Below are 21,759 nucleotides of genomic sequence, written 5' to 3'. Positions count from 1 at the left end.
TCGTGCAGGTATTGGTCTATACACTCATCGCCCTGGCGGCACTCGGCGTTGGTTGCACCGCCTATTTCGGGCTGACCTTTACCCCCGCCGAAGCCATCATGGCAGCGCTGAGCTTTAGCGCCGTGGCCGTGGTCCTGCTCGAGCGCGCCCTGCGCCAGCGCGCCGAAAACCGCCTTGAGGAGGCTATCGAAAACCTGTCGCGCCTGCTGGCCACCGATGCCCAGGCCGGCGCCACCCTGGGCCAGCGCATCAACGCCCTGACCGATATCAATGCCGCCAGCCGCCTCGAAGGCGTCGAGGGCGACATTTCCGTTCTGGGCACGGTGATCCGCCAGGTCGCCGAGGCCGTTGCCGAAATCGAGGAGCGCACCGCGCCCACCCAGCGCCAACGCACCCTGTCCAGCCCCGCCATCGTCACCCCGCCGTCCCCGGAGCCCGAACCGGTCATTGCGCTGGATGCACTGCGCCAGGCCATCGCCGACAATCGCCTGATCTACCATGTCCAGCCCGTGGTCACGCTGCCGCAACGGCGCGCCAATGGCTACGATCTGGTGCCCCGCCTGATGCTGGAGGATGGCGATCTGGCCGAGCGTGCCGAGTTCATGCCCCGCCGCGGCGGCGAGGACGTGCTGCGCCATATCGAGGATATCGGCCTGCTCGAAGCCATCACCATCGCCCGGCGCGCCCGCGCCGCGGGCCAGTCGGGCAGCCTGTTCATTCCCCTGTCGCGGGCGACCCTGGGGGACGCCGCCGCCGCCGAGCAATTGCTGGCCTCGCTTGAAGCCAATCGCGCCATTGCCAGCAGCTTCATGTTCATTGTTGCCGAAAGCGAATGGCGCGCCCTCACCACCGGCGAACGCGCCATTGCCGATGCCCTGCTTAAAAAGGGCGTCGGCTTTTCGCTGGCCGGCACCCGCTCGCTGCGGCTCGACGTTGCCGAACTGGCCGGGCAGGGGGTGCGCTCGCTGCGCATCGATGCCGCCCGCTTCATCGAGCAGCCCGATAGTTTCACCGATTTCCACGCCTCCGACATCGCCAATTACGTCAAGCGCTTCGGCGTGGGCCTGCTCGCCACCGGCGTCAGCAACGAGCACCAGATTCTCGAACTGCTCGACTTCGGCATTGCCCTGGTCCAGGGCCCCCACATCGCCGCCCCCGGGCCCGCCCGCGCCGACATGATGATCGAGCGCCCCGCCGCCCCCACCCTGCGCCGCGCCGAACTCTGAGCGCGCCCCTTTAGCGACCTCAACGTCACCTCTGTCGAGACCCCAGAACGCACCGCCGCCATGCTGGCGCAACGCCTCTAGTGCCGCTCAGCCGACCCGCCAGGTGCCGCCACCGTCCCTGTTGTGCCCTTGATCGCGCCGCCAACCTGACCCATAGAAGCTAGGTTCTCACTGGAGCGCCGCAAACCCATGTCCTTGCCCCTGCCGCAGATTTCCGGCCTTGCCGATCTCGCCGGCCGCTATGACGCCGTGCTCAGCGACGTGTGGGGCGTCGTCCACAACGGCATTGCCGCCTTCCCCTCCGCCGTCGATGCCCTGCTGCAATACCGCCGCGCGGGCGGCAAGGTCGTCTTCATCACCAATGCGCCGCGCCCCTCGGCGCCCCTCATCGACATGCTCGACCGCTTCGGCGTTGCGCGCGAGGCCTATGACGCCATCGTCTCGTCGGGCGATGCCACCCGCGCCATGATCGCCCGCTATTCCGGCCGCGCCATCCATCATATCGGCCCGCCCACCGAGGACGACGCCCTCTATGATGGCCTCGACGTGCGCCGCACCGCCGCCGATCTGGCCGAGGTTGTCATTGTCACCGATCTCGATACCGATGACGATACCCCCGAAATGTATCGCGAGCGCGCCCGGCTCTGGCTGGCCCGCAAGCTGCCCATGATCTGCGCCAATCCCGATCGCGTGGTCGAGCATGGCGACAAGATCATCTATTGCGGCGGCGCCCTGGGCGATCTTTACGCCGCCATGGGCGGCATGGTCCACATGGCTGGCAAGCCCTATCAGCCCATCTACGAGGAGGCCTTTCGCCTTGCCGAAGTCGCGGCCGACCGGCCGCTCGACAAATCCCGGGTTCTCGCCATTGGCGACAGCGTGCGCACCGATGCCACCGGCGCCGCCCAGTTTGGCATCGACCTGCTGTTCGTCACCGGCTCCATCCACGCCGCCGAACTCGATGCCTTCGGCAAGCCCAGCCCCCAGGCCATCGCCGACCTCGTGGCCCCCAGCCGCGCCCATCTCGCCGGCTTCCTGCCGCGCCTGTCTTGGTGAAATCTATAGTGCCGTTGCCACAATCTGGTCTCCTCCCCCTTGAGGCAAGGGCAGGGTGGGGATAAGCCTCGACACGAGTGGAGGAGGGGCTCAAAGCGTGATCCAGAACGACGGACTTTTTCCACCGTGACCGACTTCCACCGCCTCGATTCCCTCGTCGATGTCCCCGCGTCCCTGCGCGGCGCTTATGTCGCCATCGGCAATTTCGATGGCTTCCATCGCGGCCATCAATCGGTTTTCGATACGCTCAAGGCCCGCGCCGCCGAGGCGGGCGTGCCCGCCATCGTGCTCACCTTCGAGCCCCATCCGCGCGATGTCTTTGCCCCTAACCCCTTCATGTACCGGCTGACCGACGGCAACGCCAAGGCTCGCCTGGCCCAGGCATTGGGGCTGGATGGCATCGTCATCGTCAATTTCGACCGCGCCTTTTCCCAGATCGAGGCCGAAGACTTTGTCGCCCGTTTCCTGGTCGATGCCCTGGCCGCTACCGGCGTCATCGTCGGCTCCGATTTCCATTTCGGTCGCCAGCGCCGCGGTACGCCCGCTTTCCTCGCCGCTGCCGGTCGCGCCCAGGGCTTCACCGTCGACGTGCTCGACCTGCTCGATGAAGGCGCCGAAGTCATTTCCTCCTCGCGCATTCGCGCTGCCCTGTCCGAAGGCGATATCGCCGCCGCCAATCGCCTCCTGGGCTATCATTGGTTCATGCAGGGCTGCGTCGTCAAAGGCGACCAGCGCGGGCGCGAACTGGGCTATCCCACCGCCAACACCGTTACCCACGACAATTTCCAGCTCGCCCAGGGCGTCTATGCCGTCCGCGCCCGTCTGGGCACCCGCCTCTTCGACGGCGTCGCCGCCTATGGCAAGCCCATGTTCAACAACCAGCGCCCACCCTTCGAAACCCATCTGTTTGATTTTTCCGAGGACATCTACGGCCAGATCATCGTCGTCTGCCTCGTCGCCCATATCCGTGGCCAGGAAGTCTTCTCCGGCCTCGACGAGCTGATCACCGCCATGCACCGCGACAGCACCAAGGCGCGCAGGATTTTGGCTGAGGCCAAGCCGTTGAGTGAGTTGGACAAGAAGCTGGGATTTTTCGGCTAGTTGGCACGCCTCGTGGTTCGAGGGTCCCACCTCACCATGAGGGCTACTGGGAAATCGCATCTATCAGTAGCCCTCATGGTGAGGTGCGAGTTCTTGCGAGCCTCGAACCACGAGGGCATGGCAGGCCCCCACCAAACCCTTTGCCCCATCCGTCCCACCTTGCTACAACGCGCGCAAATCTCCCCAACCGATTGCCGTTCCATGACCGATACCGCCTCGGGCGCCACCGAAACCGATTATTCCGCGACGCTGTTTCTGCCGCAGACCGAGTTCCCCATGCGCGCCGGCCTGCCCGATCGGGAACCGGGCTGGCTCCAGCGCTGGGAAGACATGGACATCTATAAGCGCCAGCGCGAACAGGCGCAGGATCGCCCGCTGTTCACCCTCCACGATGGCCCGCCCTACGCCAATGGCAATATCCATATCGGCCACGCGCTCAACAAGACGCTGAAAGACATCGTCTCGCGCTCCATGCAGATGCTCGGCTACAACGCCGCCTATGTGCCGGGCTGGGATTGCCACGGCCTGCCCATCGAATGGAAGATCGAGGAGCAATACCGCGCCAAGGGCCGCGACAAGAATGAAGTGCCGATCAACGAATTCCGCGCCGAATGCCGCGCCTTCGCCAGCCAATGGGTCGATGTGCAGCGCGCCGAATTCAAGCGCCTGGGCATCCTGGGCGAGTGGGACAATCCCTACCTGACCATGAGCTTTGACGCCGAAGCCCAGATCGCCCGCGAACTGATGAAAGTGTCGACCTCGGGCCAGCTCTACCGCGGCTCCAAGCCGGTCATGTGGTCCGTCGTCGAGCGCACCGCCCTGGCCGAAGCCGAAATCGAATATGCCGATTACGAGAGCGACACCATCTGGGTAAAGTTTCCCATACTGGGAGCTTCTTCCGAGGTTAAAGACGGCGATTTCGTCGGTAGCGCCCGACTGACCCGCGGCCTGGCCAATGCCTCCGTCGTGATCTGGACCACCACGCCCTGGACCATCCCCGCCAACCGCGCCATCAGCTTCTCCTCGCGCGTCGCCTACGGTCTTTATGAGGTCACCCGGGCCCCCGAGGGCAACTGGGCCACGACCGGCGAGAAATACGTCCTTGCCGACAAGCTCGCCGCCGAAGTCTTCGCCAAGAGCAAGGTTGAGGCGTTCGATCGCATCTGCGACGTCGACCCGGCCGACATCACCGCCTGCGCCCACCCCCTGCGCGGCCTCGCTGGCGGCTACACCTTCGATGTCCCCCTCCTCGACGGCGACCACGTCACCGACGACGCCGGCACCGGCTTCGTGCACACCGCCCCCGGCCACGGCCTCGACGACTTCGAGATCTGGATGAATTCCGGCCGCCTGCTCGCCGAGCGCGGTATCGATACCACCATCCCCTACGTCGTCGGCGATGACGGTTTCTACACCAGGGATGCCCCCGGCTTCGAAGGCGCTCGCGTTATCGACGACTCGGGCAAGAAGGGTGACGCCAACACTAGGGTTATCTCGGCCCTGGCCGAACGCCACGCCATGGTCGCCCGCGGCCGCGTCAAGCACCAATACCCCCACTCCTGGCGCTCCAAGAAACCCGTCATCTTCCGCAACACGCCCCAGTGGTTCGTCTACATGGACAAGGCGATAGCAAGCGACCCCTCATCCGCCCCTTTGGGGCACCTTCTCCCACAAGGGGAGAAGGGGGGCACTGCGCCTTACGATCCACCGGATTCCCCTTCTCCCCTCGTGGGAGAAGGTGCCCGCAGGGCGGATGAGGGGTCCCTTGCTTCTCCCGACACCCTCCGCGCCCGCGCCCTCGCCGCTATCGACGCCACTACATTCTACCCGCCAGGCGGCCAGAACCGCCTGCGCGCCATGATCGCCGATCGCCCCGATTGGGTGCTCAGCCGCCAGCGTGCCTGGGGCGTGCCCATCACCGTCTTCGTGAACAAGGCCACTAGCGAAATCCTCAAGGACGAGGTCGTCAACCACCGCATCGCCGATGCCTTCGAAGTCGACGGCGCCGATGCCTGGTACGCCGATGGCGCTGCCGCCCGCTTCCTCGGCGATGGTTACGACCCTGCCGATTACGAGATGGTCACCGACATCCTCGATGTCTGGTTCGATAGCGGCACCACCCATTCCTGGGTGCTGCGCAACAAGCAGAAATGGCCCTACCTGAAATTTCCCGCTTCGATGTACCTGGAGGGCTCCGACCAGCATCGTGGCTGGTTCCACTCGTCGCTGCTGGAATCCTGCGCCACCAATGGTTACGCGCCCTATGCCAGCGTGCTCACCCATGGTTTCACCATGGATGGCGAAGGCAAGAAGATGAGCAAGTCGCTGGGCAATACCGTCGCCCCCCAGGACATCATCAAGCAATACGGCGCCGATATCCTGCGCCTCTGGGTCGCATCGTCCGACTATTCCGAGGACCTTCGTCTGGGCAAGGAGATCATCCAGACCACCGTCGATTCATACCGCAAGCTGCGCAACACCCTGCGCTGGCTCCTGGGCAATCTCGCCCACTACCAGCCTGGTGACGCCGTCGCCCAGCCCGATATGCCCGAGCTCGAGCAACTGATTCTGCATCGCCTGGCCCAGCTCGATGGCCAGGTGCGCGCTGCCTACCGGCAATATGACTACCGTCGCATCGTCTCCTTGCTCACCAATTTCATGAACATCGAGCTTTCGGCCTTCTACTTCGATATCCGCAAGGACGCGCTCTATTGCGATCCCATCTCCTCGGTCAAGCGCCGCTCGTCGCTCACCGTGCTCAATCATCTGTTCGATTGCCTTACCGCCTGGCTCGCCCCCATCCTGGTGTTCACCATGGAAGAGGTCTGGCTCGAAAGGCATCCGGGCGCCGATAGCTCGGTCCACCTGCGCCTCTTCCCCGAAGTGCCCGCAGGATGGCTAAACGACGGCCTTGCCGACAGGTGGAGTAAGATCCGCACGGTCCGCCGCGTTGTCACCGGTGCGCTGGAAATCGAGCGCCGCGACAAGCGCATCGGCTCGTCGCTGGAAGCGGCCCCCAAGGTCTTCATCACCGACCAGGACCTGCTGACCGCTCTCGCCGGCGAAGACCTGGCCGAAATCGCCATCACCTCGGCCATCGAGATCGGCAATGCCGATGCTCCCGCCGACGCCTTCCGCCTCGAGGACGCGCCCGGCGTTGCCGTCGTCCCGGCGCTGGCCCAAGGCACCCGCTGCGCCCGCTCCTGGCGCATCCAGCCCGATGTCGGCTCCGACCCCGACTATCCCGACGTCACCCCTCGCGACGCCCAGGCCCTGCGCGAACGCGCCGCGGCGGGGTTGTAAGATTGTTCTGGGGCACCGCTCTATCGGCGCTTTCCCCCTCTCCCCTCGCGGGAGAGGGGGCCCAACGGGCGGGTGAGGGGGCCTTTGCTCCATCGCGGCCCCCTCATCCGGCGCTGCGCGCCACCTTCTCCCACGAGGGCAGAAGGGGAGGCCGCTGGCGACAATGAAACTCAACCCCTCCATCCTCACCTCCATCATGGCCGCGATCCTCGCCTTCGGCCTCGACCGCGCCCACAAGGCCGTGGCCGTCTCCGCCGACTGCGTCGCCATCGGCGCCGCCGCCTGCGTCGATATCTTCACCACCTATGTTCCCGTCACCCTCTCGAACTGGCGCGGCGGCGAAGTCGTGCGGGTCACCGACTTCTTCGACTATGTCCTGGTCTGGAATACCGGCATTTCCTATGGCCTGCTCACCGGCTTGCCCAGTTGGGGCCTCGGCGTCATCATGCTGGTCGCCGTGGTTGCGCTCGCCATCTGGTGGCTGCGCGCCGATAGCGCGTTGATCCGCCTCGGCATCGCCCTTTGCATCGGCGGCGCTCTGTCCAATGGGCTTGATCGATTGATCTATGGCGCCGTCGCCGACTTCTTCCATTTCCACCTGGGCGCCAGCTCGTTTTACATCTTCAACGTCGCCGACATGGCCATATCGCTCGGGGTCATTCTGCTGATTCTCGATCTGCTGGGTTTGGGACGTGCCGGCGCTAACCAAACGTGAACATATGTGTCCCCACTGACACGGCCTGCTAACAGAGTGTGAACGCATTGCTGCCAGAATCTGGCCTTAGCTGGGGTGATGCGCTATAAGCGCCGCCGATACCCACGACCAGCGGCTTGCCGCGCGAAAAGGACGTTTCATGCACATTGGATTGACCCGGGCGGGCCTCCTCTCCATCGGCCTGCTGCTGGCAGCGGCGCTGGGCGCTTGCACCACGGCGGAAGGCACCAACGCTCTGACCGACGTGGGCACTTTCGAGCGCGAGGTGATGATTTCGACCGCGCGCGGCGTCGGCCTCGTCCCCGGCGAGGCCCCCAAACAGGACCTGACTCAGGCCCGCGCGCCGCTGGTTTTGCCGCGCGCCGGCAATCAATTGCCCGCTCCGACCGTTGCCCTGACCGATCAACTGCCGGTCGACAGCAATACCGTCCAGATCGACACCGCCGGCATGAGCGAGGCCGATCTCACCCGCCTGCGCAATGCCCGCGTGGTCGATCTAAACTCGCTCTCCGGCCGTCCCATGACCGAGGCCGAAGCCAAGGCGCTGACCACCCGCATGGCGGCGGCGAACATTGCCGTGTCCGGCAGCGCCAAGCGCCCGCTCTATCTGCCGCCCGAGGAATATTTCACCCGCGTCGGCGATGCCGACCTGGTCTGCCGTACCGCCAATGGAGCCATCGTACCGCTCAGCGATCCAAGCTGTCCCGACGAGGTGCGTCGCGCGCTGCGCCGTCAGGGCCCATCGGGCAATGGGTCCATTTCCAACACGCTGAATAGCGAGTTCAATGACTTACAGGACTGATACTACAGTTTGATCGCCTCTGCTCGCCCCGCCCAGTACGGGGCGAAGTCTTTACCGCGCCGCCCATCCGGGTCCCGCATGACATGAAAGCTGCCCTATGACCGACCAGTCCGCCGCCCCAGACACCGGCGATCGCCTCGCCAAGGTCATCGCCCGTTCCGGGCTCTGTTCGCGCCGCGATGCCGAAGTCTGGATCACCGAAGGCCGCGTCGTGGTCAACGGCAAGAAGGTGATCACTCCCGCTTTCAACGTCACCGCGCGCGACCGGATCATGGTTGATGGTGCCCCCCTGGCCGCCCGCCAGGGCACCCGCGTCTGGCTCTACCACAAGCCCGCCGGCCTCGTGGTTACCGAGAAAGACCCCGAGGGCCGCGAGACCATCTTCGAAGCCCTGGAAACCCATGGCCTGCCGCGCGTGGTCACCGTCGGGCGCCTCGATATCAACACCGAAGGCCTGATCCTGCTGACCAATGACGGCGGCCTCAAGCGCGTGCTGGAACTGCCCGCGACCGGCTGGCTGCGCCGCTACCGCGTCCGCGCCCATGGCACCGTCACCCAGGCGGCGCTTGATCGGCTCAAGGACGGCATCGAGATCGACGGCATCAAATACGGCTCCATCGAAGCCACGCTGGAGCGTGACCAGGGCTCCAATGTATGGCTGGTCATGGCCCTGCGTGAAGGCAAGAACCGCGAGGTCAAGAACGTCCTCGGCGCGCTGGGCCTCGAGGTCAACCGCCTGATCCGCGTTTCCTATGGCCCGTTTCAGCTCAACGACATTCCCGTTGGCGGCGTTGAAACCGTCAAGGCCTCCACGCTGCGCGACCAGCTTGGCAAAAAGCTTGCCGAGGCTGCCGATGTGGACTTCGACAGCGACATGCCCGAAGCCAGCGCCCTTGTCGGCAAGCCGACCCGTGATCGCCTGACCGGTCGCGGCACCAATACCGTCGAGATCGCCCGCCAGCGCTTCCGCTTTACCGATCGCGCCGAAAAGACCGAGGAAGAGGTGCGTGCCGAACGGCCGCGTCAGGATCGTCCCGGCCGGTTCGACGCCAAAAAACCCGCGCCTAAAAAATTCGACGAGCGCGCCGAGGACGAGATGGCGCCCCCTCGCCGCGTCATTTTCGAGGATGGCCGCGAGGAAGACTTCGTGGCCAAGCGCTATGGCAAGAAACCTGCGTTCCGCGATCCCGACGATCAGCCCGCCCGCACCTTCGGCCAGCGTCCCGATCGCCCGGCCAAGCCGCCCCGCGTCCCGCGCGCCGAGGGCGCGTCGCGTCCCGCCCGCTCCGATGGTCCGGCCCGCCCGCGGCGCGACGATGCCGGCCCGCGTCGCGGCGATGTCAAGGGGCCGGGCCGCGAGTTCGCCAATCGTCCCGCGCGTCCCACCAGCAAGGCCGTAGCCGGCCGCGTCGCCGCCTCCAAGTCCTATGGCGAACGCCCGCGCGTTTCGCGTCCCGAAGGTGACTTTGCCGACCGTCCCAAGCGCGACTACAGCAAGCCGCAGGGTGCTCGCCCAAGCGGCGCTGGCCGGCCCGATCGCGCCTTCACCGGCACTCCGCGCGGCCCGCGCCGCAACGATGCTGGTGCCGACGCACCCAAGCGGGCTTACGCGGCGCGCCCGCGCCCTGACAATGAGCGTCCCGGTGCCGATGGCCCCCAGCGCAGCTATGCGCCACGCACCCGTCCCGACAGCGAGCGCGGCGAGGCAGCGCGTGTGGTCCCCAATCGTCCGGGCCGTAATTTTTCGGAAAAGCCGCGCTCGTTCCGCCCCGATGGCGGCCGCCCCCAGCGTCCCGACAAGCCGGCCGGTGAACGCCCGACCCGCAGCTTTGCCGACAAGGCCGGCCGCCCTGGCCGCGACGCCCTCGGCCTTGAATCCAAGACCTATGGCAAGCCGAAGTCGCGTCCGGATGGCAAGCCCTATCCCAAGCGCGATGGCGCGGCCCCAACTCGCGGACCCAAGCCTGGCGGCTTCGGCAAGCCCGGCGGTCGGCCTGCGGGTGGAGCCGGTCGTCCCTCCGGCCCCCGCCGTCCCAAGTCCTAGCGAGGCCTGAATCCTTTGTCGTCCCCTTCCCCTTGAGGGGAGGGGTCCAAGGTGGGGTTGCCCGCCAAAATTCCGAACTTTCCCTCTCAAGGCCCAATTCATGCGCATCGTCGCCGGCAAATTCCGCGGCAAGACCCTGACCTCTCCGTCAGACGACTCCATCCGTCCCACCGGCGATCGCGTACGCGAAAGCATGTTCAACATTCTTGCGTCACGCCTCGGCCCGAACCTTGACGGCATCCGGGTATTGGACCTGTTCGCCGGCACCGGCGCGCTGGGCCTCGAAGCCCTGTCGCGCGGCGCCGCCCATGTCACCTTCGTCGATATCGGGGCCGAAGCGCGTGGCCTCATCCGTGATCACATCGAAGCTTTCGGGGCAGGGGGGATCACCAAGCTCTTGCGCCGCGACGCCACCGAACTGGGCACCCCCGGCTCGCTCAAGCCCTTCAACCTGGTGTTCCTCGATCCGCCCTATGGCCAGGGCCTGGGCGAACGAGCCCTTGCCAACGTCGCTGCCGGCGGCTGGCTCGCCCCCGGCGCTCTGGTGATGTTCGAGGAAAGCGCTGAAGCGGAAATCGCCATCCCCTCAGGCTTTACCCTTGACGATCGCCGGGTGTACGGGGCTGCGGCGGTGCACGTCTTGACCTTCTCAAGCTAGACACCCGCACACGCCCCGCATTTGCCGCGTATTTCCATTGTCGTCCGCTCCACGACAAACCCCTTGGCAGCCGTCCAGTCACCCAGCCGGCCCTCGATCACGCCATCGGCGAACTCGTCGACCTTGCCGCATCCTTCACAGATTGCGAACGCAATCAGCCCGCTGCGATGGCAATGCGCATCGGCACAGGCCACGAACGCGTTCAGCGATTCAAGTCGGTGCGCCAAGCCCCGCTCCACCAGCTTGTCCAGCGCGCGATACACCTGCAACGGCGCCTTGAGCCCGTCGTCCCGCAGCCGGTCCAAGATATCGTAGGCGCTGAGCGGGGCCGCCGAATGCGCCAGCGCGCCCAGTACCAGCCCCTGGTTCCGGGTCAGATCGTCGGCCCACACATGGTCGTGGCCCGCGTGACTGTCATCTGCATGCGCCATCTCTCTGGCCTTTCGTCTCACCGACCGCCGTCACACCCGCACCGGCGGCAATCCATTCGTCTCGGACCCCCGCCCGCGCCAATTCTACTGACCCAGCATCGCCGGCACCAGCAGGTCGGTATTGTGCTTGAACATGTCCAGATACGTCGCCGCGCCCTGCTCGGGCTCCGATAGCGCGTCGGCATAAAGCTCGCCACCCACGCGCGTCCCGGTTTCGTCGGCAATCTGCTGCAGCAGCCGCCCGTCACTCATGTTCTCGATGAACAAGGCGCTGACCGTGTCGGCTTTGACCTGCTCGATCAACTTGGCCACATCCGCCGCCGAGGCCTCGCTTTCGGTGGAAACGCCCTCTGGCGCAATGAACGCCACGCCGTACGCCTCGCCGAAATAGCCGAAGGCGTCATGCGTGGTGATGACCTTGCGCCGCTCCTGCGGAATGCCGGCGATCCGGGCAATCAGATCGTCGTCCAGCGCCGTAATTTCCGCCGAATAGCTGGCGGCGTTGGCCTCGTAGCTGGGGCAACCTTCGGCGTCCACCGCGCACAGCCCCGCCGCGACATTCTTGACATAGACCAGCCCGTTTTTGAGGCTTTGCCAGGCATGCGGGTCGGTCACCGTCTCGCCGTCTTCATCCATGGTGTGGCTCTTGATGCCCTCGCTCGCAATCACCACTGGACCGGCAAAGCCTGTCGACTCGACGAAGCGGTCGAGCCAGCCCTCGAACCCCAGCCCATTGACGAACATCACATCCGTCTCGCTCACCGCCACCGCATCGGCCGGCTTTGGCTCATAGACATGCGTGTCCGCGTTCGGCCCCACAATGGTGGTCACCGCTACCCGGTCTCCACCCACGCGAGCGACGATATCGCCCAGGATCGAGAACGTCGCCACCGCCTTGACCTCGGCTGCAAACACCGGCCCGGCAAGTGCCCAAACCAGCATCGCTACCACACTCGTCCGTAAAACCTTCATCTCGCATTCCTTTTGTCGCTGAAGCCGCCCATCCACCGGGCTAACTCCTCCCTCTCCAGGGGGAGGTCCTGTGGGGGTGCTCGCAGCCACAAGCTGTCACTCCCACTGCCTCAACCTCCGCCTCGAACCCGAGACGGAGCAAACCGATCAGCGGTGAGCCAAGCCATTACGCCACCCGATGCCGTGGCGCCTGCACCCTGGTAAAAATCACCCCGCGACGCCCGAAAAACAGTGATCCCATATAGATCCCCCCTGCCACGAGGATGATCGCCGGCCCCGATGCCACCCCAAGATAGTAAGAAACCAAGAGCCCGAAATAGCTCGACACCACCCCGAATCCCACTGCCAGCGCGCACATGCCTTCCAGCCCCCGCACCCAGAACCGGGATGCCGCTGCCGGTAACATCATCAGCCCAACAGCCAAAAGCGTCCCCAGCGCCTGGAACCCCCCCACCAGGTTGAGCACCACCAGCGCCAGGAATATCAAGTGCACCGGATGCCCCGCCTTGCTGACGCTGCGCAGGAACGTGGGATCCAGGCACTCTGCCACCAGCGGTCGCCACAACACCGCCAGCCCCACCAGGCTGATGGTCGCAATCGCCCCGATCATGACCAGCGCATCGTCGTTCAGCGCTAGCACCGTGCCGAACAGCACATGCATCAGATCCACATTCGATCCCTTGAGGCTGACCAGCATCACCCCCAGCGCCAGCGAGATCAGATAGAACGCCGCCAGCGACGTATCCTCGCGCTGGATGGTGAACCGCGACACCAGCCCGGCGAGCAGCGCCACCACCAGCCCCGCCGCAAAGCCTCCCAGCGTCATCGGCAGGATCGCGAGCCCGGACACCAGAAATCCCGCCGCCGCTCCGGGCAGGATGGCATGCGCCATCGCATCCCCGGTCAGGCTCATCCGCCGCAGCATCAGGAACACCCCCACAGGCCCGGCACTGACCGACAGGATGATCGCGCCGACCAGCGCCCGATTCATGAACCCGAACTGCGTGAACGGCTCGATGAACACCTCGAACAGGTTCATGCCGCGTCCCCGTGATGGTGATGATGCCCGTGCCCGCTCGGTTCATGCCACGGCGCCTGCTCGTCCCACGCCTCCGTCATCCGCCGCGCACGAAGGATATTCTCGCTTTTCAACGCCTCCTCGGTCACCCCCCAGGCAATCGGCTCGCGCGCCAGAAGCAGCGTTTGCGGAAACACCTTGCGCACCATGTCGACGTCATGCAGCACCGCGATCACCGTTCGTGCTTCGGCATGCCAATGCCGCACCAGCCCGATCAGGTCGCCCACGGTCTTCTCGTCGATAGCGGTGAACGGCTCATCCAGGAGGATGATCCGCGCATCCTGCACCAGCACCCGCGCGAACAGCGCCCGCTGCAACTGCCCGCCCGACAGCGTATCGATCGGCCGCTGCTCGAACCCTTTCAACCCCACCGCCTGCAAGGCCTCGTCCAGCGCCGACCGGTCGATGCCCCTGATGGCGCCGAACAGCCCGCGGCTCTTCCAGAATCCCAGCGACACCAGATCGCTCACCACCGCCGGAAAAGTCCTGTCGATCTCGGCAATCTGCGGCAGGTAAGCGATGTCGCGCAGCGAAAACCCGGCATGCTCGATCCGGCCCCCCAGGGGCTTCAGCGCTCCCGTAATGCCCTTGAGCAGCGTCGACTTGCCCGACCCGTTCGGCCCCACGATCGCCGTCAGCGACCCCGCCTCGAACGCCCCGTGCAGATGGTGCACCGCCGGATGACCGTCATAGCCCAGCGTCAGATCGTCGATCCGGATCGCCGCACCCATCAGCGCACCAGCGCCCACACTGCCAGCCAGATCAGTGCCACCGGTACCAGCACCAGCCCAACCCGCGTGCCTGCACCTATCTGCGCCAGGCTGAAATTCCGCATGTCACTGCACTCGCGTAATGTAATACAGTTACGTGTAATGCTATAACATCTGCTGAGTCAACCCGACCCGTCCCAACCACGGTAATGTTGACGCTATTTCAGCGGCCCCTTGAAGATGAAAAACGCCCCACCAAAAATCAGCGCGAACCCCACCGCATGGTTCCAGCTCAGTCTTTCCCCCAACACCGTCACGGCGAAAATTGCGAACACGCTGAGCGAGATCACCTCCTGGACGGTCTTGAGCTCCGCTCCCGTATAGACGCCGAACCCGATCCGGTTCGCCGGTACTGCCAGCCAATATTCGAACAGCGCAATGCCCCAACTGGTCATGACCGCCACCCACAGCGCCATGGATGGAAATTTTAGATGGCCATACCAGGCAAAGGTCATGAACACATTGCTGGCGATCAGCAGACCGATTGGCGCCAGGGTCGCAAAATTGAGGCCCATGGCCGCTCCAGTCGTTTCAAGGTCGCCACGGTACGCGCGATCCCATCCTCGTTGACCCCGCGCGTTGCTCGTGTCAAACCAATACCGTGTTGGTTCTTGAAGTCCATCGCGACCGAGAGATTCAGATTTTGCTTCCATAGGCCAGCTGGCCTCGGGATCAGGATCAAAAGGGAACACGGTGCGGATTACCCATCAGGGGCCAAAACCGGGACTGCCCCCGCAACTGTAAGCTGTGGGTCCTCTTTGATGCCACTGGCGCAAGCCGGGAAGGCGAGGGGACTGCATTCACCGCGAGTCAGGAGACCTGCCAACGCACAAGCCGGGCTCAACGCCCATTGATTCGCGCACGGAGGGTGCCATGACGAATACGACCACGGCCACGACGATCCCCTTGTCTCTCAGCCAGCGAGTTATCGCCGGCGCCGTCGCCCTGCTGCTCGGCCTTGTGCTGCTCGGCGGCACCGGCTTTGCCGGCGATTTCCGCCTCCATAACGGCGCGCACGACACGCGTCACGCCATGGGCTTCCCCTGCCACTAGGGCCGGGAGTCGGAGAGAGACAATGTTCAGGAACCTGTTTGCCGCTGCGGTTCTCGCAGCCCTTTGCGCTGGCTTGGTCACGGCCACGCTGCAGCATTTTCGGGTCATGCCGCTGATTTTGCATGCCGAAACGTTTGAAGGCGAGGGCGGCCATAGCCACGCTTTCGATACCCCCGCTCACACCCACGATGCGGCGGCGAGCCCGATCGGGGAATGGGCCCCCGCCAATGGCTTCGAGCGCACCGCCTACACCGCCTTGGCCACCATCCTGGCTGCCGCCGGCTTCGCCTTGCTGATGGGCGCTGTTTCCATGTTCGCCAACATTCCTATCACCTTCGCCAACAGCATGCTCTGGGCCATTGGCGGCTTCGCCACCTTCTCGCTGGCGCCCGCCTATGGCCTGGCGCCGGAACTGCCCGGCATGCCCGCCGCCGATCTGGTGGCCCGTCAGCTGTGGTGGATCGGCACCGCCTTCGCGACCGGGGCCGCCTTCACCCTCCTGGCCAAAACCCGCGCTTCCTGGGCCATCGCCATTGCCCTGGCCCTGGTTGTCACACCTCATCTGGTTGGCGCGCCCGCTGCCCCCGACGAACCCAGCGCCGTTCCGGCCCACCTCGCCACCGAATTTGCCGCCGTTACCCTGGGCACCTCGGCCGTGTTCTGGCTGGTCCTCGGCGCTGTCTTTGGTCGGCTCAGCGATCATTTTGCCCGCTCGCCCGCCGCTGCCGCCCCCGCCGGAGCCCACGCATGAGCAAGATTCCCACCACCGTGATCACCGGCTTTCTCGGCGCCGGCAAGACCACCCTCGTGCGCCATCTCCTGGCGCACGCCCCCAGGGGCAAGCGCATTGCCTTGATCATCAACGAGTTTGGTGACATTGGCGTCGATAAAGCCATCCTTGCCGGCTGCGGCGACGAAACCTGCCGTGAGGAGGACATGATCGAGCTCTCCAACGGCTGCATCTGCTGCACCGTTGCCGAGGATTTCATCCCCACCATGCAGGCCTTGCTCGCCCGCCCCGACAAGTTCGATCACATCGTCATCGAAACCTCGGGCTTGGCGCTGCCCCAGCCCTTGATCCGCGCCTTCAACTGGCCCGAGATCAAGGCCCAGGTCACCGTCGACGCAGTGGTCACCGTGGCCGACGCCGCGGCGCTGGCCGAGGGCCGTTTTGCCGCCGACGAAGCCGCCATCGACAGGCTGCGCCAATCCGACGACATGCTCGACCACGAAACGCCTTTGGGCGAACTGTTCGAAGACCAACTGATGGCCGCCGACCTCGTCATCCTCAACAAGACCGACCTGATCGATTCCGTGACCCTCGGCAAGGTGGAGGCTAGCCTGCGCGCCGAAATGCGCCCCGGAACCGGCCTGATCCACGCCCACAACGGCCACGTCGACATCGCCGCCCTGCTCGGCCTTGGCCTGGGTTCGGAAGCCGACATCGCCAACCGCCCCAGCCACCACGAACTTGAGCATGGTGGCGAGGCCCATGAACACGACGATTTCGACTCGTTCTCGCTGCGCCTGCCTGCTGTGGCCGGCAAGGACGAACTCCTGGCTGCCATCGAGACCACCATCCGGACCCACGATGTCCTGCGGCTCAAGGGCTTCGCCGCAATTCCTGGCGCCGGAGCACGTCTCGCCATCCAGGCCGTCGGCCCCCGCCTCACCACCTACTTCGACCGGCCCTGGAACGATGGCGAAGTGTGTGAAACGGCCTTGGTCGTCATCGGCGAAAGCCCCCTCGACCACGCCGCCATCACCGCGAGCCTGCAGCGGGCGATGACGGTGGTTGCCTAGGCTGCGCACCGTGCCCAGCCTGACGATCCTCTCGCTCAATGCCTTGCCTCAAGTGGGAGGGAAATGTTCGGGCCGCGAAGCTAGCCCTCGCGGCCCTATCCCGAGCTCCTCCTTGAGGAGATGGCCGGGGAGTGGGTCCCTCGCGCTGCCCGCGATGGTTTCCTGAAATGCACCTTCTCTCCGCCCAAGCCGGCTCCAGCCAGCAGGAAGGCGAGGCCATCGATCTGGCCCAATCGCCCGGCGCGTTGATATTTGCCTGCGCCGCCGATAGCGAATTGGCCATGCTCGCGGCCGCCGCCGACCGGGTTGGCGATACCGAACTGCGCCTCGCCAATACCCTGCGCCTCTCGCACAATCTGTCGGTTGATCTCTGGCTTGAGCGCACAGTCGCCCAGGCCCGCCTCGTCGTTCTCCGCCTCATCGGCGGCATCGGCTATTTCCAGTACGGCGTCGACGAACTCACCGCCCTTTGCGCCAACCGCGGCATTCCTCTCGTCCTGCTCCCCGGCGACGCTAGTCCTGATCCTATCCTGCAGTCCCGCTCCACTGTCCATCCCGACGACTGGAGCCGCCTGCACGCCCTTCTGATCGCCGGCGGTCCAGACAACGCCGATACGCTACTGCAGGCCTTAAAGCTGCTGGCGAGCCCTTCTTCACCTCGCCCCTCTGGGGAGAGGTCGACGGCGCAGCCGGCGGGTGCGGGGGCCCTCCTTGTTTCTTTGTCCACTGCCCCATTCGCCCGTTTCGGCTTCTGGCATCCCGATGTCGGCATGACGGACGAAGCTGGCCTGCGGGCGTTTCATGCCGGCCTGCCGCCCATGGCACCAGACGGTTCCTCCCTCTCCCGAGGGGAGGCTAGGTGGGGGGCAAACCCGACAGTCTCCCGCGTTCCCATACTCTTCTACCGAGCCGCGCTCGAAGGTGCCGGCACCGCGACGATCGAGGCGCTCATCGCCGAACTGGAGTGCCGCCATCTCGCCCCGGTGCCCATCCTCGTGTCGTCGCTTAAGGAGCCCGCCTGCGTCCGGTTCGTCCAAAACGCCCTGGCCGCCTTCTCCCCCTCCGCGATTTTCAACCTCACTGGCTTCGCCCTTGGTCTGGACGGCATCGACGCCAAGGCCAATCCCTTCGCCAACACCAATGCGCCAGTAATCCAACTGATTCAGTCCGGCCGGTCCCACGCGCAATGGCTGGCCGACCCCCAGGGCCTGTCGTCCAAGGACATGGCCATGTTCCTGGTCATGCCCGAACTCGATGGCCGCATTGGTGGCTTGCTCGTCGGTCACAAGGCCGACGCCGTCTGGCACGAGCGGTGCCAGATCCCCCTGACCGCCTACACTCCCGATCATCCCGGCATCACCCGCGCCGTCACCCTTGCGGCCAACTGGTCCCGCCTGCGCGCCACCCCGCGCCCCGAACGCCGCATTGGCTTCGTTCTTGCCAACTACCCCCTCCGCGACGGCCGCCTCGCCAACGGCGTCGGCTACGATGCGCCGCAGTCAACCGTGGAGATTTTGAAGGCATTGAACGATGCGGGGTATGCTCTGACTACCCAGCCATCGCCGCCCTGCTCCTTGAGGGAAGGGATTGGGGGCGGGGGTCTGCCAGTCGACGGCAACGCCCTCATCGGCCTTCTCCAATCCGGCCCCACCAACGCTAGCCCAGATCGTGGCAACTCCCCCGCCACACTGTCTCTGGCGCGCTACGCCGAGCTCTTCGCTACGCTCCCCGCCAAGATCCAATCCGAAGTCACCGCTCGCTGGGGCAGCTCCGCTGCCGATCCCTTCGTCCGCGATGCCGTCTTCCACCTCCCGGCCCTCATCTTCGGCAATGTTGCGATCCTGCTGCAGCCGGGACGGGGCTACGGGCTCGACGAAACCGCCAGCTACCACGATCCCGTCCTTGTTCCGCCCCACGCCTACCTTGCCGCCTATCTCTGGCTCCGCCACGAATTCGAAGCCCATGCCCTCATCCACAACGGCAAGCACGGCACCCTGGAATGGCTCCCTGGCAAGGCCACGGCCCTTGATGACTCCGGCTATCCCGACGCACTCTGGGGCCAGCTTCCCCATTTTTACCCGTTCATCGTCAACGATCCCGGCGAGGGCACCCAGGCCAAGCGCCGCACCGGCGCCGTCATCATCGACCACCTGGTGCCCCCCCTGACACGCGCCGAAACCTATGGTCCGCTCAAGGACCTCGAAGCGCTGCTCGACGAATATTACGCCGCCTCGGGCATGGATCGCCGCCGCCTGGCCGATCTACGCCGCCGTGTCCTCGATTTCACCCGCGACAGCCGTCTCGACCGTGATATCGGCCTGCCCGAGGACGAAACCGCTGCGTTGATCAAGATCGACAATTTCCTCTGCGATCTCAAGGAAGCCCAGATTCGCGACGGCCTCCACGTCTTCGGGCAGTCGCCCAAGGGGGATCTCGAGCGCGATCTGACCGTCGCACTGGCGCGTGTCCCGCGGGGAAACGACGGGGGCAAGGACGCCTCGTTGATCCGCGCTTTGGCTGATGATCTCAAACTCGGTTTTGATCCTCTTACGGTCAAGCTCGGCGATCCCTGGACTGGCCCGTCCCAAATCCAGCTTCACCTACCGGACGGCACCTCTCCCTCTGCGGGGCAGGTTCGGAGCAACGACGAGGGCGCTCATCTTCGAACAGTCGGCGACGTCGTCGAATATCTCGAGGCAATCGCCGCCAGCCTGGTCGACAGTACTATGATCCCCGAGCCCGACTGGTTTGCGACCAGCGCCGTTCTCACCACCGTCAACGACATCATTCGCCCCCGCCTGGCTGCGTCCGGCCCCGCCGAAATGCAGGCTCTGCTTGATGGTCTCGACGGCAAGTTCATCGCTCCCGGCCCTTCCGGCGCCCCCTCGCGCGGGCGCCTCGACGTGCTGCCCACGGGGCGTAATTTCTATTCGGTGGACAACCGCGCCATCCCGACGCCAACCGCCTGGGAACTGGGTAAAAAATCCGCCGAAAGCCTGATGCTTCGCCACTTTCAGGACCATGGCGTTTACCTGCAATCGCTCGCCCTTTCGGTCTGGGGCACGGCCAATATGCGCACCGGGGGCGACGATATTGCCCAGGCCCTGGCCCTGATCGGCGCCCGCCCGAATTGGGACCCGTCCTCCCTGCGCGTCTCTGGCTACGAGATCATCCCGCTGGCCAAGCTTGGCCGCCCGCGAGTGGACGTCACCCTGCGCATCTCGGGCTTCTTCCGGGACGCTTTCCCCGCCCAGATCGGCCTGTTCGATCGGGCAGTTCGCGCGATTGGCGCGCTTGATGAACCCACCGACGACAACCCCATCGCCGCTCGCATGCGCATCGACGCCCTTGGCCTGATGGCAGAGGGCCAAACCGAACAGGAGGCTGCGCTCGCCGCTGGTCACCGAATTTTTGGTTCCAAAACAGGCGCTTACGGCGCCGGCTTATCTGGGCTGATCGATTCGGGCACCTGGACCACCAAGGCGGACCTGGCGCGCCAAGCCCTTGACTGGGGCCAATATGCCTATGGCGCCCAGGCACATGGCACGCCCGCCCGAGCCCGTTTTGCCGCACGGTTGTCGCAGATCGACGCGGTGGTTCACAACCAGGACAATCGCGAACACGATCTGCTTGATAGCGACAACTACTACCAGTTCGAGGGCGGGCTCGCCGCCGCAGCCGAAATGCTGGGCGCAAGCAATCCTTTGATCTACCACAATGACCATTCCCGCCCAGACCGCCCGCTGATCAAGACGCTGGAGGAAGAAATCGCTTTCGTCATGCGCTCCCGCGTGGTCAATCCAAAATGGCTCAACGGCGTCAAGCGCCACGGCTACAAGGGCGCGTTCGAGATCATCGCGACGTTCGATTACATGTTCGCCTTCGCCGCTACCACGGGCGCGGTCAAGACGCACCATTTCGATTTGGCCTTCGAAGCCTTTATCGAGGATCAGGCGACCCGCGATTTTATCATCCACAACAACCGCTTTGGCTACGATGAACTGATCGCCAGGTTCAACGAGGCCCGGACCCGCGGGCTCTGGACCCCCCGTTCCAACTCTGCCTATGCTTTTTTGGAAGACACCCCATGACCGAGCGTGCGCCCAAGAAAACCGATCTGATGAGCGAGGTGGAGCGCGACGCCTATCATGCTGAAAAAATGCGCAAAAAGAAGGATGCGCGCGACAGGATTCTTGCCACCAAAACTGCCGAAAAAGGGTTGTTGATCGTCCACACCGGCAAGGGCAAAGGCAAGTCGACCGCTGCGTTCGGCATGGTGTTCCGCGCCATCGGTCATGGCTTCCGCGTTGGCGTGGTACAATTCGTCAAGGGCGCCTGGGACACAGGCGAGCGCGACCTGCTGCTCAAATTCCCCGACCTGGTCACCATCAGCGCCATGGGCGAAGGCTTCACCTGGGAAACCCAGGATCGTCAGCGCGACTTGGCGGCTGCCCGTGCCGCCTGGGAACAGGCCAAGGCGCTGATCATGGACCCAAGCTACAAATTGGTCTTGCTTGACGAACTCAACATCTGCCTGCGCTACGATTACCTGCCGATCCAAGAGGTTGTCGACTTCCTCAAAGCCAAGCCGCATGGCACCCACGTTATCGTCACGGGCCGCAACGCCAAGGATGAGCTGATCGAAATTGCCGATCTGGTCACCGAAATGACCGAGATCAAGCATCATTTCCGCGCCGGCGTGAAAGCCCAGGCCGGCATCGAGTTCTGATCTTGAGCTTGCCGTAAC

At 64.9% G+C, this 21,759-nt stretch carries 18 protein-coding genes and 1 riboswitch; of the genes, 13 read left to right on the top strand and 5 right to left on the bottom strand.

Annotated elements, in window-relative coordinates:
* The first annotated feature begins 11 nt into the window (after nt 1-11).
* The 8 genes from ACFE8X_RS02295 (at nt 12) to rsmD (ending at nt 10,905) form a co-directional block, all read left to right on the top strand.
* Nucleotides 12-1,226 carry an EAL domain-containing protein gene (locus ACFE8X_RS02295; RefSeq protein WP_375449813.1) on the top strand — a complete coding sequence of 405 codons (1,215 nt, stop codon included), beginning with the start codon at nt 12-14 and terminating at the stop codon, nt 1,224-1,226.
* A gap of 189 nt (nt 1,227-1,415) precedes the next feature.
* Nucleotides 1,416-2,282, top strand: coding sequence for a TIGR01459 family HAD-type hydrolase (locus ACFE8X_RS02290; protein WP_375449812.1), 867 nt, complete (start codon nt 1,416-1,418; stop codon nt 2,280-2,282).
* Nucleotides 2,283-2,408: 126 nt separating this feature from the next.
* The gene (locus ACFE8X_RS02285; protein ID WP_375449811.1) at nt 2,409-3,383 is read left to right on the top strand and encodes a bifunctional riboflavin kinase/FAD synthetase; all 975 of its coding nucleotides are present in this window, start codon (nt 2,409-2,411) and stop codon (nt 3,381-3,383) included.
* Nucleotides 3,384-3,584: 201 nt separating this feature from the next.
* The gene (gene ileS / locus ACFE8X_RS02280) at nt 3,585-6,686 is read left to right on the top strand and encodes an isoleucine--tRNA ligase (protein WP_375449810.1); all 3,102 of its coding nucleotides are present in this window, start codon (nt 3,585-3,587) and stop codon (nt 6,684-6,686) included.
* A 163-nt stretch (nt 6,687-6,849) separates the two neighbouring features.
* A complete protein-coding gene (lspA, locus tag ACFE8X_RS02275) occupies nt 6,850-7,401 on the top strand; it encodes a signal peptidase II (RefSeq protein WP_375449809.1) in 552 nt (183 codons plus the stop codon).
* Between the two features lie 139 nt (nt 7,402-7,540).
* A complete protein-coding gene (locus tag ACFE8X_RS02270) occupies nt 7,541-8,203 on the top strand; it encodes a hypothetical protein (protein WP_375449808.1) in 663 nt (220 codons plus the stop codon).
* Nucleotides 8,204-8,300: 97 nt separating this feature from the next.
* Nucleotides 8,301-10,247: a pseudouridine synthase gene (locus tag ACFE8X_RS02265; protein ID WP_375449807.1), complete on the top strand. Its 1,947-nt coding sequence runs from the start codon at nt 8,301-8,303 to the stop codon at nt 10,245-10,247.
* A gap of 100 nt (nt 10,248-10,347) precedes the next feature.
* Nucleotides 10,348-10,905, top strand: a complete 558-nt coding sequence (rsmD, locus tag ACFE8X_RS02260) for a 16S rRNA (guanine(966)-N(2))-methyltransferase RsmD (RefSeq protein WP_375449806.1) — start codon at nt 10,348-10,350, stop codon at nt 10,903-10,905.
* Here rsmD and ACFE8X_RS02255 read toward each other — a convergent pair.
* The 5 genes from ACFE8X_RS02255 to ACFE8X_RS02235 form a co-directional block, all read right to left on the bottom strand.
* Entirely contained in the window at nt 10,902-11,336 is a 435-nt protein-coding gene (locus ACFE8X_RS02255; protein WP_375449805.1) for a Fur family transcriptional regulator, read from the bottom strand. The two genes, rsmD and ACFE8X_RS02255, sit on opposite strands and share 4 nt — an antisense overlap.
* An 84-nt stretch (nt 11,337-11,420) precedes the next feature.
* Complete coding sequence (locus tag ACFE8X_RS02250) at nt 11,421-12,308, bottom strand: metal ABC transporter substrate-binding protein (RefSeq protein WP_375449804.1); 888 nt, start codon at nt 12,306-12,308, stop codon at nt 11,421-11,423.
* A gap of 166 nt (nt 12,309-12,474) precedes the next feature.
* The gene (gene aztB / locus ACFE8X_RS02245; protein WP_375449803.1) at nt 12,475-13,347 is read right to left on the bottom strand and encodes a zinc ABC transporter permease AztB; all 873 of its coding nucleotides are present in this window, start codon (nt 13,345-13,347) and stop codon (nt 12,475-12,477) included.
* A complete protein-coding gene (gene aztA / locus ACFE8X_RS02240; protein ID WP_375449802.1) occupies nt 13,344-14,117 on the bottom strand; it encodes a zinc ABC transporter ATP-binding protein AztA in 774 nt (257 codons plus the stop codon). Before aztA ends, aztB begins: the two co-directional genes overlap by 4 nt.
* A gap of 197 nt (nt 14,118-14,314) precedes the next feature.
* Nucleotides 14,315-14,671 carry a DMT family protein gene (locus ACFE8X_RS02235; protein ID WP_375449801.1) on the bottom strand — a complete coding sequence of 119 codons (357 nt, stop codon included), beginning with the start codon at nt 14,669-14,671 and terminating at the stop codon, nt 14,315-14,317.
* Between the two features lie 129 nt (nt 14,672-14,800).
* Nucleotides 14,801-14,998, top strand: a riboswitch (cobalamin riboswitch).
* A 31-nt stretch (nt 14,999-15,029) separates the two neighbouring features.
* Between ACFE8X_RS02235 and ACFE8X_RS02230 the strand changes: the two genes are divergently transcribed.
* From ACFE8X_RS02230 to cobO, 5 genes are all read left to right on the top strand, one after another.
* Nucleotides 15,030-15,209: a CbtB domain-containing protein gene (locus ACFE8X_RS02230; RefSeq protein WP_375449800.1), complete on the top strand. Its 180-nt coding sequence runs from the start codon at nt 15,030-15,032 to the stop codon at nt 15,207-15,209.
* A gap of 22 nt (nt 15,210-15,231) precedes the next feature.
* Complete coding sequence (locus tag ACFE8X_RS02225) at nt 15,232-15,960, top strand: CbtA family protein (RefSeq protein WP_375449799.1); 729 nt, start codon at nt 15,232-15,234, stop codon at nt 15,958-15,960.
* Entirely contained in the window at nt 15,957-17,012 is a 1,056-nt protein-coding gene (gene cobW, locus ACFE8X_RS02220; RefSeq protein ID WP_375449798.1) for a cobalamin biosynthesis protein CobW, read from the top strand. The genes ACFE8X_RS02225 and cobW overlap by 4 nt, the downstream gene beginning before the upstream one ends.
* A gap of 167 nt (nt 17,013-17,179) precedes the next feature.
* The gene (cobN, locus tag ACFE8X_RS02215; protein WP_375449797.1) at nt 17,180-21,103 is read left to right on the top strand and encodes a cobaltochelatase subunit CobN; all 3,924 of its coding nucleotides are present in this window, start codon (nt 17,180-17,182) and stop codon (nt 21,101-21,103) included.
* Nucleotides 21,100-21,741, top strand: coding sequence for a cob(I)yrinic acid a,c-diamide adenosyltransferase (gene cobO, locus ACFE8X_RS02210; protein ID WP_375449796.1), 642 nt, complete (start codon nt 21,100-21,102; stop codon nt 21,739-21,741). The genes cobN and cobO overlap by 4 nt, the downstream gene beginning before the upstream one ends.
* Nucleotides 21,742-21,759 lie beyond the last annotated feature (18 nt).

The organism is uncultured Devosia sp. (assembly GCF_964244875.1).
Taxonomy (GTDB): domain Bacteria; phylum Pseudomonadota; class Alphaproteobacteria; order Rhizobiales; family Devosiaceae; genus Devosia.
Note: the sequence above shows the minus strand (reverse complement) of the source record. Positions and strands in the feature narration are given on the sequence as shown.

What these genes read in the sequence shown, in the direction of transcription:
- ACFE8X_RS02290 (WP_375449812.1), top strand. Translation starts at nt 1,416, where the DNA reads ATGTCCTTGCCCCTGCCGCAGATTTCCGGCCTTGCCGATCTCGCCGGC.
- ileS (WP_375449810.1), top strand. Translation starts at nt 3,585, where the DNA reads ATGACCGATACCGCCTCGGGCGCCACCGAAACCGATTATTCCGCGACG.
- lspA (WP_375449809.1), top strand. Translation starts at nt 6,850, where the DNA reads ATGAAACTCAACCCCTCCATCCTCACCTCCATCATGGCCGCGATCCTC.
- ACFE8X_RS02270 (WP_375449808.1), top strand. Translation starts at nt 7,541, where the DNA reads ATGCACATTGGATTGACCCGGGCGGGCCTCCTCTCCATCGGCCTGCTG.
- ACFE8X_RS02265 (WP_375449807.1), top strand. Translation starts at nt 8,301, where the DNA reads ATGACCGACCAGTCCGCCGCCCCAGACACCGGCGATCGCCTCGCCAAG.
- rsmD (WP_375449806.1), top strand. Translation starts at nt 10,348, where the DNA reads ATGCGCATCGTCGCCGGCAAATTCCGCGGCAAGACCCTGACCTCTCCG.
- ACFE8X_RS02255 (WP_375449805.1), bottom strand. Translation starts at nt 11,336, where the DNA reads ATGGCGCATGCAGATGACAGTCACGCGGGCCACGACCATGTGTGGGCC.
- ACFE8X_RS02250 (WP_375449804.1), bottom strand. Translation starts at nt 12,308, where the DNA reads ATGAAGGTTTTACGGACGAGTGTGGTAGCGATGCTGGTTTGGGCACTT.
- aztB (WP_375449803.1), bottom strand. Translation starts at nt 13,347, where the DNA reads ATGAACCTGTTCGAGGTGTTCATCGAGCCGTTCACGCAGTTCGGGTTC.
- aztA (WP_375449802.1), bottom strand. Translation starts at nt 14,117, where the DNA reads ATGGGTGCGGCGATCCGGATCGACGATCTGACGCTGGGCTATGACGGT.
- ACFE8X_RS02235 (WP_375449801.1), bottom strand. Translation starts at nt 14,671, where the DNA reads ATGGGCCTCAATTTTGCGACCCTGGCGCCAATCGGTCTGCTGATCGCC.
- ACFE8X_RS02230 (WP_375449800.1), top strand. Translation starts at nt 15,030, where the DNA reads ATGACGAATACGACCACGGCCACGACGATCCCCTTGTCTCTCAGCCAG.
- ACFE8X_RS02225 (WP_375449799.1), top strand. Translation starts at nt 15,232, where the DNA reads ATGTTCAGGAACCTGTTTGCCGCTGCGGTTCTCGCAGCCCTTTGCGCT.
- cobW (WP_375449798.1), top strand. Translation starts at nt 15,957, where the DNA reads ATGAGCAAGATTCCCACCACCGTGATCACCGGCTTTCTCGGCGCCGGC.
- cobN (WP_375449797.1), top strand. Translation starts at nt 17,180, where the DNA reads ATGCACCTTCTCTCCGCCCAAGCCGGCTCCAGCCAGCAGGAAGGCGAG.
- cobO (WP_375449796.1), top strand. Translation starts at nt 21,100, where the DNA reads ATGACCGAGCGTGCGCCCAAGAAAACCGATCTGATGAGCGAGGTGGAG.